Source organism: Patiriisocius marinistellae, from assembly GCF_009014635.1.
Classification (GTDB): domain Bacteria; phylum Bacteroidota; class Bacteroidia; order Flavobacteriales; family Flavobacteriaceae; genus Patiriisocius; species Patiriisocius marinistellae.
On the sequence record NZ_BKCF01000002.1, the window covers coordinates 242,048 to 256,114 of the forward strand.

The following is a 14,067-nucleotide window of genomic DNA, read 5'->3' on the forward strand; positions in this document are numbered from 1 at the left end:
AATCGAAAATTTATGGATCTTTCAATTTATGAAAAATAACGCTCAACTAAAATAAGCAATCAACTGCCTCATTGCTTTGCCACGATGACCAATTTCACTTTTTTCTTGTAATGTCATTTCGGCAAAGGTTTGTGTTTTGTCTTTGGGAAGAAAAATGGGATCGTAACCAAAACCTTTTTTACCTCTTTTTGATTTTGTTATTTCTCCTTCACAAATACCTTCAAAAGCTACATTTACTCCTTTAAAGGATAAAGCTATGGCAGTTTTAAATTGAGCTTTTCTGTTATCGTTTCCTTTTAAATTCTCTAATAGTTTTTTCATATTAGCCTCGCTATCACTTGGCTCACCTGCGTAACGAGCGCTGTATACGCCTGGCTCATTATTGAGTGCTTCAACTTCTAAACCTGTGTCATCTGCAAAGCAATCTAGTTTATATTTAGATTTAACATATTCTACTTTTAAAATGGCGTTTCCATTAATAGTATCTGCTGTTTCGGGGATATCCTCATGGCAACCTATGTCAGTTAAGCTTAATAGCTCTATGGTGTGAGGAAGTAATAATTGAACTTCTTTAAATTTATTTTTATTGTGGGTAGCGAAGACAAGTTTCATTTGGGAGTTTAAAAAGTTTATGGTTTGTAGTTTATTGTTAAAAAAATTTGACGTGTAGATGAGTTTAAAAATTTAGTTTTTATCTTTTGCTACTACTTCAAACTGTTTAAGACCTAGAATTCAACGCAACACGATTGCCTTCGGTATCCAAAATTACAGCCATGTAACCGTGGTCTGGGGAGATTTGGGTTTTTTCTTTTAGTATTTTTCCTCCAGCTTCTTCAACATTATCGAGCTCTTTTTGTAAATCTTGAGATGCAAAATAAACAAGTGCTCCATTTTCACTAGGTTTATAATTGTTATTTTGGATGAGCGTTCCTGTGGCACCATAAGCTTCACCTTTTGAGGGAAACCAGCCCATTTTTACATCTCCAAAATCTTTTAAATCGATTTTGATTTCTAATACCTTTTCATAAAATGTAATAGCGCGAGTCATGTTTAAAACGGGTATTTCAATCCAACTAAAAGTATTCATTTCCATAATTTTTAATTTTTTGCTAAAGATTTTAAAAATACGATAAGTTCATTTAATTACTGAAAAGTATTATTGATAATAAATAGGATGGAGGTGAAAATGTTTACAGAGGTTTTTAATGTAGTTCAAACAGCTTAATTATAATAGTTTTCTCTTTATTAGTCTTAAGTTTGATTTAGAAGATCACAAAACTTAATATTTTCTATTTTTAAATAATTCTAATTGCTCTTTATAAGCTTCAATTCTTGCGTGAGCAGTTCCGTCTATTAGCAATATAACTATCATCATAGCAATAGTTGTGATGCTAACTGCTCGCCAAGTTGGACTGTTTATAAAGATTATTAGCAAAGCAGCTACTATAATAATAATTGGAATCACTTTGAAAACTATTGTTTTGTATTCCTTTAATGTGCTGTCTGCACGGGCAATTTCAGCTGTGACAAATGCCGAAGCATCTTTATTATAAGCAGTTTCAAATTCAGTAATTCTCGATTTATTGGTAAAAAATAAACCAAGGCCTATAATCAATAGCATAACTCCAGCTACCAGGGTAGGAATGATGTATGCCTTGGCAATGTCAGTTTTTCCCAATTGCCAAAAACCGATGCTCACCGATATAAATACAAGTCCGAAAAGAATAAAAAATGGGGTTGAAAAAAGTTCGGCTTTAGCCCAATCTGTTGCTGTTTTTAATATGTCCATAATGCTAATTCAGTTTATATTTTTCTCGGTATTCTGTCGGACTGATGCCTTCTTTCTTTTTAAATAATCGGGAAAAATATTGTGGATATTCAAATCCCAATTCATACGCTACTTCCGATATACTTTTATTTGGTTTTAATAAAATATTTTTTGCTTCGTTTATTAAGCGTAAGTGTAAATGTTCTGTAGTTGTTTTCCCCGTTTCTCTTTTAAGCGTATCACTTAAATAGCGTTGCGAAACGGACATTTTATTTGCTATTTGTTCTATATTCGGAATACCTTTTTCTTGTACGTGTCCTAATTCAAAATATTCAGATAATTGCAAATTAAACCGTTCTAATAAGTCATTCGATTGTTCTTTCCTATTCAAAAACTGCCGTTCATAAAAACGATTAGCATATTTCAAAAGCGTATCCAATTGTGAGATAATAATTTCTTTACTGAATTCATCTTGGTTGTTTTGATATTCAATTTCAATGTTCTCTACGATGCTTTCTATCTGCTTTTCTTCTTTTGGCGAAAGGTGTAATGCTTCATTAGCTGAATAAGAAAAGTAATTATATTTCTTAATCTTTTGAGCTAATTCTGTTCCTTTCAGAAAATCTTCGTGAAAGTTTATTGAAAAACCTTTTTGCTCAAAAATTATACTATTATCCCATTGCAGTACTTGTCGTGGTTCAATAAAAATTAATGCTCCGTTTGTAAAATCGTATTTTGTTCGCCCATAGTTTAAGTCACCCTTTAAAAATTTCTTTAAACTAATAGAATAGCAATCGTTTGTAATTGGTGGTGAACTTTCTCTTGGGCAAGGTAAATATCCATCGCCTTTTGAATTATACACACTTAACATGGGATGCTCTGGACTAGGTAATTCTAAATAGTCTAAATAGGATGACAAGGTTTTAAAATGTTGCATACTACAAATTTAAATATTCCATTTTATACCTGTTTCCTTTTCCGAAAGTTCCCAAAACTTTTCAATCACAGCTTTATCTTTTGCGTGTGGTTTTAATGGATGAGCTCCAACGGGACCTACCGTATTCATTCTTTTTGTTGGACCATAAAAACCACGCTGGTCAAGGTTTAATTCTGTTGCACACATTAATTGCGGATACGCACCTTTTTCAGCAGATTGTACTAGTGGTGATAATTTCATTAATTGCCAAACAAATCGTGTCATTAAACTACCGCTGGTTTTAATCAATGAAGTTCGTGAAGCCCCTGGATGGCATGCATACACTTTAACATCGGTTTTGCCCGCTTCTTTTAATCGGTCTTGCAGTTCGTAAACACACATAATTTGTGCTAATTTACTTTGGCTATATACACCATTTGGACTGTAATTCTTGTCCCAATTTATATCGTCAAATTGTATAGTTTTAATACCCATATTATACCCCATACTGCCAACAGTTACTATGCGTCCTTTAGATTTTTCTATTAATTGAAATAATAAAGCCTGAAGAGCAAAATTCCCAAAATGGTTGGTGCCCATTTGACTCTCAAAGCCATCAACTGTTAGTTTTTGTTTAGGTACTTGAGCAATTGCTGCGTTACATATTAGTGCATCTATTTGAAGAACTGTTTTAAGAACTGTTGACGCTGCTTTTTTTACAGATGCTTGTTCTGCCAAGTCCATTTGTATATTCGATACGTCTATAGAAGTGCCGAGTTCTTCCTTTAAAGTCGTTATTGTATTCTCAGCTTTTTTTGTATTACGATTGAGCATCACAACTTTTGCTCCCTTAGATAGTAGTATTTTCGTTGCTTCAAATCCTGTTCCGCTCGTAGTACCTGTTATGACATAGGTTTTGCCAATTAAGTTTCCAATTCTATTAGGTGTCCACCCTTTTTTACCAAATTGATTTTCTTTCATTTTGCAAATTGTTAAAATTAATATTGCAAAGGTAGGAGTGAAGCAAACTTAATTATTTATACAGATTTTCAAATGTTGTATACTTTTTAGTTTGAGTATGCAAAATAGTTGGTGATTTTTGTAAATATTGAACTCTTTTTACAATAACCGTTTTATTTATTTGTAAAAAAGGTGCGAAAAAACAATATTATTTATCTTCATAAAAACGTTCCACTATTTCAGCACTACTTTTAATGGTATTTTTCGCCCATTCAATACGGAGTTCATTTTTTTCATCTTCGGAAATTTGCCAATCAACATCACTTTTCCGAAGCCTTGTAACAACGTGTTGTAATACAATAGCGGCTGAAACTGAAATATTTAAACTTTCTGTAAATCCATACATGGGGATTTTCAGGGAAACATCGGCATTATTTAAAACAACGTCAGATAATCCTTCTTTCTCTTTTCCGAAGAAAAAAGCACTTTTTTTTGTTACATCAAAATCATGCAACTCAACAGATTTTCCATGAGGAGATGTTGCTACAATTTGATAGCCTTCAGTCTTTAGGTCCTCTATACATGTTGATATGGAATTGTAGCGGTTGAGATTGACCCATTTTTGAGACCCCATCGCTATCTCTTTGTCTATTTGTTTTGAGTTAATTTCTTCGACAATACTTAAGTCTTGTACGCCAAACACATCACAACTTCGCATAACTGCGCTGGTGTTGTGCAATTGATAAACATCCTCTGTAACCACATGAAAATGGCGTGTGCGTTGTTTTAAAATTGACTCAAATCGCTCTATTCTACGCTCGGTTAAATAGCTTTGTAGGTGTTCTAGAAGTCCTAAATCCAATGGTTAAAAATTGTTTCAGCTAAAATAAACAATTGATTTGCGCTTTGAGCATTTTACATTATGCTTTTTTTATTTTTAAAATTCTATTAATCAATTTAAATAACTAAAGGTTTCTGATTAGTTACTTTTCGGCATAAAAAAAAAAGCCATCTCAAATGTAGAAGATGGCTTAATAAAAAATTGGGGATGCGTTTAATTGTAAAGATAATCTGGTTGCGCTTCTAGCATACGATGGTCTTCTTTAATAGCTTCACTTATTTCCAGTTTGTTATATAAATCTTTAGTTATTTCTTCAACTTCATTAGGAGTAATGCTAAGTTTTTTTGCTATTTTTTCGTTTGATTTATCTTCTGAAATGTATTGTAATAACTTGATTTCAATACCATCTAAATCGTACTGCATTATTAAGTTTTCTAAATATACGTCTCGCATCATTTGTGCTAAATTGTCTCTTGACATTGCGTCTTGGCGTTCTAGGAATATTTTCATTTCAATATGTCTTAAAATTGATTCATCTTTTATTTCTTGCATGCGATATACGATTGCATAGGTTAATAATAACATTTGGATTACAACTGATATTTTTATATGATTGGCTTCAGTACCAAAAAAATTAAATCCCATTCCCCCCAATAAAAAATAATCTATATTAAAAAATAAAGGAATGATAAATCCTACGATATAGAATTTGGCGTAATTTTTTGTTTTAAAAAGCTTTATTCCAACTGTAAAATATGATAGTATTATTACAAATGAAATTATTGAAGCAGCTGTCATAAAAGTAGGATTATCAATAAACCAAAATAGTACTGTAAGCATACCTGCTAGATATAATAGAGGAATAGTTATGGACCTTAATCTTGGGTAAACTTCTTTTGAGTTTAAAAATTTTGAAGAAAAAAGAGATGCTGAAATTGTACCCAATACAAGTAAAGTGGTCTCTATTCTAGTACTATGTAATGCAATACTTTTGAAAAACACGGAGATTAATCCGTCTGTAGTAAATATTAGTGTAGTAATGGTAGCCACCAAAAAAGCAAAATATCCATAGACTTTATCACTAAATATGAAAAGGCATATTATATTAATTATAATTACCATTACCGAAATACCGTAGAAAAATCCTTTTGAAAACAGATCTGTATTAAAGGATTCTGGGCTACTGATAATTTTAGGTTTTCCATATCTAGCGATGCTAGTAGTTGAAACTTTGCTTTCTTGATTCGAAATTTTATCGGCTAAAGCTTTTTTGGTATCAATTATGTTAACTTCTTCTATTTGCTGTAACGCTAGAGTAGTATATTCTTCAGACTTTAAATTTGAAGCTGTTATTTGAGCAACCATAAAAAGTAGAGCGAATAGAAGCGCGGGGGGTAGTTTTCTAAATCTCATAAATACGTTTTAATCTATTTGGGACTGGAAAGATACAAAACAAATGCACTTTAGCTTAAAAAAATGTATTTAATCGATGAAATGCATAAAAAAAAGCACTTTTCTTAAAAAGTGCTTTTTAAAATTATGTTTTTAGGATTAGTTTCCCACCATATTTTCTGGTTTTACCCATTGATCAAATTCAGTTTCTGTTAAATATCCAAGATTAACAGCTTCTTCTTTTAATGTAGTCCCATTTTTATGAGCTGTATTTGCAATTTCTGCAGCTTTGTAATAGCCTATTTTTGGGTTTAAAGCAGTTACTAACATTAATGAGTTGTTTAATTGTTTATTTATTACATCTGTATTAGCTTCTATTCCTTTAGCGCAATGTTCATCAAAAGATATACATGCATCACCTATTAATTGTGCGCTTTGCAACATATTTGCTGCCATTACTGGCTTAAATACATTAAGTTCATAATGCCCTTGCATTCCACCTACACTTATAGCTACATCATTACCTATAACTTGTGCACAAACCATGGTGAGTGCTTCGCATTGAGTAGGGTTTACTTTTCCAGGCATAATTGAAGAACCTGGTTCGTTTGCAGGAATAGAAATTTCACCTATACCACTACGAGGACCGCTCGCAAGCATACGCACGTCATTAGCAATTTTATTTAATGAAACGGCTAATTGTTTTAATGCTCCATGGCTCTCAACAATTGCATCATGTGCAGCTAGGGCTTCAAATTTATTTTCTGCTGTGATAAAAGGTAAGTCTGTAAATTTTGCAATATATCCCGCAACATTCTCAGCATATCCTTTAGGTGTATTGATTCCAGTTCCTACTGCTGTTCCTCCCAAAGCTAGTTCGGCTAAATGTGGCAACGTGTTTTTTAAAGCTTTTAATCCATGGGCTAATTGAGACGCATAACCACTAAATTCTTGTCCAAGAGTTAAAGGAGTAGCATCCATTAAATGAGTCCTACCTATTTTAACTACAGAAGCAAACTCCTTTGATTTACTCTCTAAAGTTTTATGTAAAGCTTCAATTCCAGGAATTGTAGTTTCAATAAGTTTTTTATAGGCAGCAATGTGCATTCCGGTAGGAAATGTATCATTTGATGATTGTGACTTGTTTACATCATCATTAGGTTGTAATGTTTTTTCACCTTCTCCTATGGTATTGCCTGCTAATTGATGAGCTCTATTAGCAATCACTTCGTTAACATTCATATTACTTTGAGTACCACTTCCAGTTTGCCAAATTACTAAAGGGAATTGGTCATCGTGCTTACCCTCTAAAATCTCATCACAAACTTGCGCTATCAAATCTCTTTTTTCTTCAGGAAGAACACCTAATTCGCAATTAGTGTATGCAGCTGCTTTTTTCAAATAAGCAAAACCGTAAACAATTTCTAAAGGCATAGAAGCGGGAACACCTATTTTAAAGTTGTTTCTAGAACGTTCAGTCTGAGCGCCCCAAAGCACATTAACAGGTACTTGAACCTCTCCCATTGTATCTTTTTCAATTCTGAATTTTGTCATATTGTGTCGATTTTTTTATTGATACAAAAATAAGATTTCTTTCGTTAATAATTTGTTGAAAAACTAGTGGGAACTATTCCAAAAAACAAAAAATCATTTTATCTTTGCATAAACTAAACACACTATCATGTTCGATTTTGATCAATATCTAGGATTTCTTGCATTTTTAACTATTTTAACCATTGGATTTTGGTTAATGATTTTTTTAGTGGGAATTATCCCTTATTGGATAGGTGGTGCTTTAATTGAAAGTATGAAGTTAAAGCGTGAAGCTAAAAAGAGAGAAAATAAATAAACTTATTTGTTTTTATTATATAAAAAAAGGAAGCTCTTTATTGAGCTTCCTTTTTTAGTTTTAATAGTTTTTTAATCTATCCTTCAAAGTCTCCATCATCATCGTTTCCTGCTTCACGATTTCCGCGCTCTCTTTTCTTCTTTTGATTAAAACGATACGTAAAGTTTACTGCAACTTGACGTTGTCTCCATTGAAATTCACTTTCACTTGTAAAAGTATCAGTATCTGTAATAGACATTCTTTTTCTAGAGTTAAATAAGTCACTTACATTTAAGCCTATAGTTCCATTATCATCCATAATATCTTTACTAAATGCAAGATTTACAGATAATATACCTTCGCTTTCGGTTTGTGCGTTATTACTAGGTCCTCTATAAAATGCATTTGTTTGCCAGTCAATTTTAGCTGGTAATGATACCTTTGCACTTCCGCGAGCAAACCAACTACTATTTTCTGTTCCATAATCTACATTATTAAATGCTCCTTCAGTTTTAAAGAGGAAATAATTAAAACTACCATTAAGTCTTAGCCACTTAGCAGGATTATAAAGAATTCCTGCTTCAGCACCATAACGTTCATTTGTAGAAAGGTTAATAGGTAATGTTCTAATAATTGGAATTCCATTACCAGTTAACTCACCTGTGTCTTCTTGAATACGTTCAAATGCATTTGTTTCGTTTTGATAGTATATTGAAGATGTAAGTGTTAACTTATCCCACCTCTTAATATATCCTAAATCAAAGGCACTAGCATAAGCAGGGTCTAGATTAGGATTTCCTTGAAAAACATTTGCTTCACTAGAGCGACTTGGGAAAGGGTTAATAAAACGACCACGTGGACGATTAATTCTTCTGTTATACCCTAATGTAACATTCTCTCTTTCGCCAATTTCGTAAATTAGATTAACGGTAGGGAAGAGGCCTGTGTAGTTTTTGTCAAAATCGATTGCTAAATCACTGTTGTTATTGTCAGATGTGTCAATCCCATCTACTTTTCCTTTTAGTTGAGTGTTTTCAACACGTAGTCCCAAAAGAAATGAAAACTTACCAAATTTATTTCCATACTGTGTATATGCGGCTAATACATTTTCATTATAAGTAAATACGTTAGACAATCCATTATCTCTTATAAATGTTCCACCTGCCACATCTTCTTCTAATAATGTATAATCTGTAATAGTTTCTTCTAAATCTGCACGAGCTCCAGCTTCAAATTGAGCGTTTTCACCCATGGGTCTTACGTAATCTACTTGTGCTAAAAACTCGGTCTCATCACCTAGGTTGATTATCATTTCAGAAGGTAAGATAGTTGTATTTGGGAAGGTATTTGTTTCGGTAATTAAAGCATTTTCTTCTTCAGTTCCTATTTCATATTGAAGATCGGCAGTTAATTTATGTCCATCATCACTAAGGTTATTAACATAATTTAGTGAAAACTGATAATTGACATCATCTTCTAATTCATTTTCGATACGTAGACGAGAAATTGCTAAATCATTATCAAAATTAAATTCATTTGCAGTATTGGTTGTAACATCATCATCATTTCCGAAGCGTAAAAAACCTGTTGCCGTAATACTAGAGGTTTCTGTTAGATAATATTCAATACCAAGATTTGTGTTAAAGCTCTTATCCTCTCTTTCAAAAATTCTTTTTTCTGTTACTAAAGGATTATTACCAGAAGCTGGTTCTATATTTTTATAAAAATTTGAGAAAAAAGCATTTCCGGGAGCATTTCTATAACGATACCCTGTAGTGTTAAAAATATTGAACTTATCTGTCCTTACATTAATATTACCAGAAACGTTGCTTGTTGTAGGAACACCCACACTCGTATTTATGGATCCATTAATACCTAGAGTTTTTTCTTTCTTTAAAATTATATTTAGAATTCCTGCAGTACCTTCGGCATCATAACGGGCAGATGGTGAGGTGATTACCTCAACGCGTTCAATAGCATCTGCGGGTAATTGACGTAAGGCATCTGTAGAACCAAAACCTGCAATTGCAGATGGTTTACCATTGATAAGAATACGTACATTTTCATTTCCGCGAAGCGCAATTGCACCTTCAACATCTACAGTCACAGAAGGGACATTGTTTAGTGCATCACCGACGGTTGCTCCACTTGTAGTTAGGTCTTTTCCTATATTATATATTTTTTTATCTAGTCGTACTTGAACTTCTGTAGTTTCGGCTCTTAATACAACTTCGTTTAAAACGTTGTCACTTTCACTTAAAGAAACAGGTGATAAAGTAATATTTGAAGTTAATTTTTGATAAGGAAGCTCTTTTGTTTCAAAAGAAATAAATTCATATCTCACAATGTAAGTTCCTGCATCGACTTCAATAGAGAACATTCCTTTTTGATCTGTAATTCCTCCTGTTACTATTTTTCCATCTTGATTAATAAATGCAACTGTAGCAAATTCAAGCGGTAAGCCAGATGTGCTTTCAAGTACTTTTCCTTTTACTGTTATTTGTTGAGACCAAGTGGTGAGCGTTACTAATAATAATAAAATGGTCGATAGCTGTTTCATATTTTTGTTTCCAAGTTTGACATTCAAAGGTCATCATGGTTTAAATGAAATATGCCAAACTTTTGTTAAAACAAAACAGCCTATAAGTTAAAGTTCAAGTACCTTTTCTGGAGGTCTACCAATCACTGCATTTGTTCCTTTTATTGCAATGGGTCTTTCAATGAGTTTTGGGTTTTTATTCATGGCTTTAATGATTTCTTCTTCAGAAATTTCTTTGCCTTTATAGTTTTCTTTCCAGATTAATTCTCCTTTTCTAACCAATGCTTCTGCAGTGATATTTAGTAAAGACAACAAATTTTTAATCTCAGCAATTGATGGAACATTTTTTAAGTATAAAACTACATCAACGGTTTCTCCTTTTTCTTGAAGAAGTTGTAATGCTTGCCGTGATTTTGAACAGCGAGGGTTATGGTAAAGTGTTGTCAAAGTATTTATTGTTTATATAGTTAGGGAAAAATGATGAATTTTTATTGGAATAGTTTAAAATTGCCTAATGTTGAAACCTTTTTAATCCACATTATAAGTTAATTTCATAGTAATCGAAGTTGTCTTTTCTTTAGACGAAGTGTTATAAGCGCCTCCCCAAGAATAATCTTCGCCTGAGTTTTGCCCTGTTATTTGAAAAATTCCCATTCTAGCTTTTACTAGCTCACCTAAACCAGAACCTGAGTTCTCAGCAATTTTTTCAGCTCTTAATCTTGCATTTTCAGTAGCTCTAGAAATCATTTCGATTTTTAAATCTTCAATTTTTGTGTAATAATAACGAGGTGCTGCGCTGTATAGTTGAACACCTTGGTTCAAAAGTTCAGTAATTTCTCTTGAAATAGTTTCAATTGCAGCAACATTTTTTGAATTTATCTCAACAGATTGCGAAAGGTTATATCCTGTAAAAGTAGTGCCTATGTAATTTCCGTTTGGCCCATAATTAGGTTCATTATTTTCACTAGTGCTTACCGCACTAAAAACAATATTTTCATTAGGAACTCCTTTATTAGTAAGATACTGCGTTACTTTGTTTTTGTCGCTTTCTAAGTCTTTATATGCTTGTTGCAAGTTTGTATTATTTCGAGTAAAACGTGCTTCCCAAACAATCAAATCTGAAGTGAAATCACTTTTTCCAAGCCCTGTCACTGCGATAGTGCGTTGCGCTTTGTTACGATTCATAAATGCATTACCCAATACTGCAGAGGCAATAACAATTGCGAATCCAAAAATAATAGCGGTGATTGATGCTTTCATAGTAGTAAATTTTATAAAACAAAGTTATAAAATAAGAGGACAAAATGAAGCGAGTAAATGAGTATTCGTTATATAATAACTAGCGTAATTCTTCTAACTCATTAACATAGTCTAACTGTAAATCTTCATGCAATCCTTTAATTTTTTTATCAGCTAGATCTAACTGTCTTTCATATAGATTTATGAGTGTAGTGTTACGCTTAATAGAGGGTTTGAACGATATAAGTCTAGTGCAAAAATGTAAAAGAAGCGCAACTTCTGTCTCTTTACTATTTGAATATCGAATGCATTTTTTAGTCTCTTTTAATATTTTGCGAACACTTTTTTTTAAATAGTAAAAATTAGTATTCGTAATCCCATCAAAAAGCTCGTCTATATATTCTTTAATATGCTCCACATATCCTTCCTCATCATCTGCCTCAAATAATAAATAGGTAAGTAATTCTTTATTTTCTTTTTTGAAACGCCCCAACCGTAAGCATAGTGCTTCAATCTCATCTGGCGAGCGCATTTTTAATTCTTTTTTTATTTGTGCAAGTGTTGCGGCTTTCAATAGAATAGTTTTATGTGAAGGTATAAAATTATTACTTATTTTTTACCCACCATGTTGCGTTTGGAGCACGAGATCCTATAATAACAGGTTCGCCAATAATGGGTGTTGTAACTTTTATATCTTTTCCATGAGCAGCAGTAGTTACACGCTCAATTGGATCTTGCCAAGAATGTAAGCTAAGCTTAAAAGCTCCCCAATGAATAGGCAACATTAATTTTGCATTGGCATCAATCGTAGCTTGTACTGTTTGTTCTGGCATCATGTGGATTAGTGGCCATTGTTCATCATATTGACCACACTCCATAATAGCTAAATCAAAAGGCCCATATGTATCACCTATTTTCTTAAAATGATTTCCGTAACCAGAATCTCCGCTAAAGTATATATTGTCTTTCTTTCCTTTAATTACCCAAGAGCTCCATTGTGTTTTCATTCTGTCAGTTAATCCACGACCAGAAAAATGTCTTGCAGGTGCTGCTGTTAATTGTATTCCACCAACATTTGTAGTTTGCCACCAGTCCATTTCGGTGATTTTTACTTCTGTAATTCCCCATGATTTTAAATGTGAGCCTACCCCAAGTGGCACATAAAAATGGCCTACTTTATCTTTTAATTTTTTAATACTACCATAGTCTAAGTGGTCGTAATGATCATGGCTTATGATTACGGCATCCAATTGCGGAATATCTTCGATAGCAAGTGGTAAGGTATCATTAAACCGTTTTGAACCTAACAATGGGTGAGGAGCAGGAACATCTCCCAGCATAGGATCTATAAAAATTTTTTTCCCGTCCATTTCAAGTAATAATGTTGAATGACCAAACCAAGTTACTTTGGTAATTGTATCTGGCAGAGCCGAAATTTCAGCGGCCGAAATTTTGTTGACAGGAATGGACCAATCTGGAACTTTATTTCCCGTTGTAAAATATTCTCTTAAAGTTTTCCAATAATTAATATTTCCGTCGACATTCGTTTCGGTAGGGTTTAAAAACTTCCCCATTTTATAATTTTCAGAAAGTGCGATGCGTTTTAAATCTGCTCCTTTTGGCTTTGCTCCAAACTCTTTTGAAGTCGTTATAAAAATCACGCCAATTAAAACGGTTAAACCTATAATAGTGGCTATGATGCCTAGAATCATTTTTAAGATTTTTTTCATTAAATAATAAACAACAATTATCTTTTCTTTATAATTCCTTTACGTAAAATTAATATTCCACAAATAACAATTATAGAAGTAAGTATTAAATAAAAATAACCAGAACTGTCGTTCTCTTTTCCCGAATAAACAAAAATACCAAGGGATACATAAAGCCCAGAAATTATAACTAATACACCCGCTATTATTAAGCTTACCTTATTTGTCATTACTGAAATTTACCCGTGAATTGTCTCTTTCTTCCCGTAGCTTTTAATGATTTCGCCCTCAAACTCTATAAGCTCTTTCCATCTTTTTTCAACATCAATACCTTCTCCGTATTGTCTAGCAAATCCTAGAAATGTAGTGTAATGTCCAGCTTCGCTAATCATCAATTCTCTATAAAACTCAGACAGTTCTTTATCGCTAATACGTTCACTCAAAAGTTTAAAACGTTCACAACTACGAGCCTCAATCATTGCCGAAAACAATAATCTATCAACCATTGCCTCTTGTCGATTGGTAGTCTTAGAACGTGTAAATTGGAAAAGTTGATTTACATAATGGTCTTTACGAGCTCTACCTAATTTATAACCCCTTTTTTTAATAATCTCGTGCACCATTTCAAAATGCTCTAGCTCTTCTTGTGCGAGTTTTAGTAACTCAGTCACTAGTTCTTCATGTTCATTATTGAGAGTAATAATTGTAATTGCATTTGTTGCGGCTTTTTGCTCGCACCATGCGTGATCGGTCAAAATTTCTTCAAGATTACTTTCAACGATTGTTACCCATCGTGGGTCTGTAGCAAGTTTTAAATTTAGCATGTATTAAGATTTAAAGCATCATAATTTAATCCTATAAAGATACAGAAATGC

General features: G+C 32.8%; 15 protein-coding genes. 1 reads left to right on the forward strand and 14 read right to left on the reverse strand.

The genetic code is table 11. The annotated features are described in order from the left end of the window. Nucleotides 1–42: 42 nt before the first annotated feature. The 8 genes from GB234_RS07775 to fumC form a co-directional block, all read right to left on the reverse strand. A complete protein-coding gene (locus GB234_RS07775; RefSeq protein ID WP_151893984.1) occupies nt 43–612 on the reverse strand; it encodes a non-canonical purine NTP diphosphatase in 570 nt (189 codons plus the stop codon). A 106-nt stretch (nt 613–718) separates the two neighbouring features. After that, nucleotides 719–1,093, reverse strand: coding sequence for a VOC family protein (locus tag GB234_RS07780; RefSeq protein ID WP_151893985.1), 375 nt, complete (start codon nt 1,091–1,093; stop codon nt 719–721). Between the two features lie 186 nt (nt 1,094–1,279). Further along, complete coding sequence (locus GB234_RS07785; protein ID WP_151893986.1) at nt 1,280–1,789, reverse strand: hypothetical protein; 510 nt, start codon at nt 1,787–1,789, stop codon at nt 1,280–1,282. A 4-nt stretch (nt 1,790–1,793) separates the two neighbouring features. Next, nucleotides 1,794–2,705, reverse strand: coding sequence for a helix-turn-helix domain-containing protein (locus GB234_RS07790; RefSeq protein ID WP_151893987.1), 912 nt, complete (start codon nt 2,703–2,705; stop codon nt 1,794–1,796). A gap of 9 nt (nt 2,706–2,714) precedes the next feature. Then, the gene (locus GB234_RS07795; protein WP_151893988.1) at nt 2,715–3,665 is read right to left on the reverse strand and encodes an SDR family NAD(P)-dependent oxidoreductase; all 951 of its coding nucleotides are present in this window, start codon (nt 3,663–3,665) and stop codon (nt 2,715–2,717) included. A 187-nt stretch (nt 3,666–3,852) separates the two neighbouring features. Then, nucleotides 3,853–4,506: a TrmH family RNA methyltransferase gene (locus GB234_RS07800; protein ID WP_151893989.1), complete on the reverse strand. Its 654-nt coding sequence runs from the start codon at nt 4,504–4,506 to the stop codon at nt 3,853–3,855. Nucleotides 4,507–4,698: 192 nt separating this feature from the next. Beyond that, nucleotides 4,699–5,898 carry a 7TM diverse intracellular signaling domain-containing protein gene (locus tag GB234_RS07805; RefSeq protein ID WP_151893990.1) on the reverse strand — a complete coding sequence of 400 codons (1,200 nt, stop codon included), beginning with the start codon at nt 5,896–5,898 and terminating at the stop codon, nt 4,699–4,701. Between the two features lie 138 nt (nt 5,899–6,036). Beyond that, nucleotides 6,037–7,431, reverse strand: a complete 1,395-nt coding sequence (gene fumC / locus GB234_RS07810) for a class II fumarate hydratase (protein ID WP_151893991.1) — start codon at nt 7,429–7,431, stop codon at nt 6,037–6,039. Nucleotides 7,432–7,558: 127 nt separating this feature from the next. Here fumC and GB234_RS15070 point away from each other — a divergent pair, with 127 nt between their 5' ends. Continuing rightward, on the forward strand, nt 7,559–7,726 hold the full coding sequence (locus tag GB234_RS15070; protein ID WP_172966863.1) for a hypothetical protein: 168 nt from the start codon (nt 7,559–7,561) through the stop codon (nt 7,724–7,726). Between the two features lie 76 nt (nt 7,727–7,802). Here the strand turns inward: GB234_RS15070 and GB234_RS07815 are convergent, their stop codons facing one another. The 6 genes from GB234_RS07815 to GB234_RS07840 form a co-directional block, all read right to left on the reverse strand. Beyond that, complete coding sequence (locus GB234_RS07815) at nt 7,803–10,265, reverse strand: TonB-dependent receptor (RefSeq protein WP_151893992.1); 2,463 nt, start codon at nt 10,263–10,265, stop codon at nt 7,803–7,805. Between the two features lie 87 nt (nt 10,266–10,352). Beyond that, the gene (gene arsC, locus GB234_RS07820) at nt 10,353–10,691 is read right to left on the reverse strand and encodes an arsenate reductase (glutaredoxin) (RefSeq protein WP_151893993.1); all 339 of its coding nucleotides are present in this window, start codon (nt 10,689–10,691) and stop codon (nt 10,353–10,355) included. 81 nt (nt 10,692–10,772) lie between these two features. Further along, nucleotides 10,773–11,504, reverse strand: coding sequence for an SIMPL domain-containing protein (locus tag GB234_RS07825; protein ID WP_151893994.1), 732 nt, complete (start codon nt 11,502–11,504; stop codon nt 10,773–10,775). A 79-nt stretch (nt 11,505–11,583) separates the two neighbouring features. Then, nucleotides 11,584–12,057, reverse strand: a complete 474-nt coding sequence (locus GB234_RS07830; protein WP_151893995.1) for a hypothetical protein — start codon at nt 12,055–12,057, stop codon at nt 11,584–11,586. 31 nt (nt 12,058–12,088) lie between these two features. Beyond that, nucleotides 12,089–13,195 carry an MBL fold metallo-hydrolase gene (locus GB234_RS07835; RefSeq protein ID WP_151893996.1) on the reverse strand — a complete coding sequence of 369 codons (1,107 nt, stop codon included), beginning with the start codon at nt 13,193–13,195 and terminating at the stop codon, nt 12,089–12,091. A gap of 236 nt (nt 13,196–13,431) precedes the next feature. Continuing rightward, nucleotides 13,432–14,016 (reverse strand): MiaE family protein, encoded by a 585-nt coding sequence (locus GB234_RS07840; RefSeq protein WP_151893997.1) that lies wholly within the window; start codon nt 14,014–14,016, stop codon nt 13,432–13,434. Nucleotides 14,017–14,067 lie beyond the last annotated feature (51 nt).

Coding starts and splice junctions, on each gene's coding strand:
- GB234_RS07775 (WP_151893984.1), bottom strand. CDS start 612: ATGAAACTTGTCTTCGCTACCCACAATAAAAATAAATTTAAAGAAGTT.
- GB234_RS07780 (WP_151893985.1), bottom strand. CDS start 1,093: ATGGAAATGAATACTTTTAGTTGGATTGAAATACCCGTTTTAAACATG.
- GB234_RS07785 (WP_151893986.1), bottom strand. CDS start 1,789: ATGGACATATTAAAAACAGCAACAGATTGGGCTAAAGCCGAACTTTTT.
- GB234_RS07790 (WP_151893987.1), bottom strand. CDS start 2,705: ATGCAACATTTTAAAACCTTGTCATCCTATTTAGACTATTTAGAATTA.
- GB234_RS07795 (WP_151893988.1), bottom strand. CDS start 3,665: ATGAAAGAAAATCAATTTGGTAAAAAAGGGTGGACACCTAATAGAATT.
- GB234_RS07805 (WP_151893990.1), bottom strand. CDS start 5,898: ATGAGATTTAGAAAACTACCCCCCGCGCTTCTATTCGCTCTACTTTTT.
- fumC (WP_151893991.1), bottom strand. CDS start 7,431: ATGACAAAATTCAGAATTGAAAAAGATACAATGGGAGAGGTTCAAGTA.
- GB234_RS15070 (WP_172966863.1), top strand. CDS start 7,559: ATGTTCGATTTTGATCAATATCTAGGATTTCTTGCATTTTTAACTATT.
- GB234_RS07815 (WP_151893992.1), bottom strand. CDS start 10,265: ATGAAACAGCTATCGACCATTTTATTATTATTAGTAACGCTCACCACT.
- GB234_RS07825 (WP_151893994.1), bottom strand. CDS start 11,504: ATGAAAGCATCAATCACCGCTATTATTTTTGGATTCGCAATTGTTATT.
- GB234_RS07835 (WP_151893996.1), bottom strand. CDS start 13,195: ATGATTCTAGGCATCATAGCCACTATTATAGGTTTAACCGTTTTAATT.
- GB234_RS07840 (WP_151893997.1), bottom strand. CDS start 14,016: ATGCTAAATTTAAAACTTGCTACAGACCCACGATGGGTAACAATCGTT.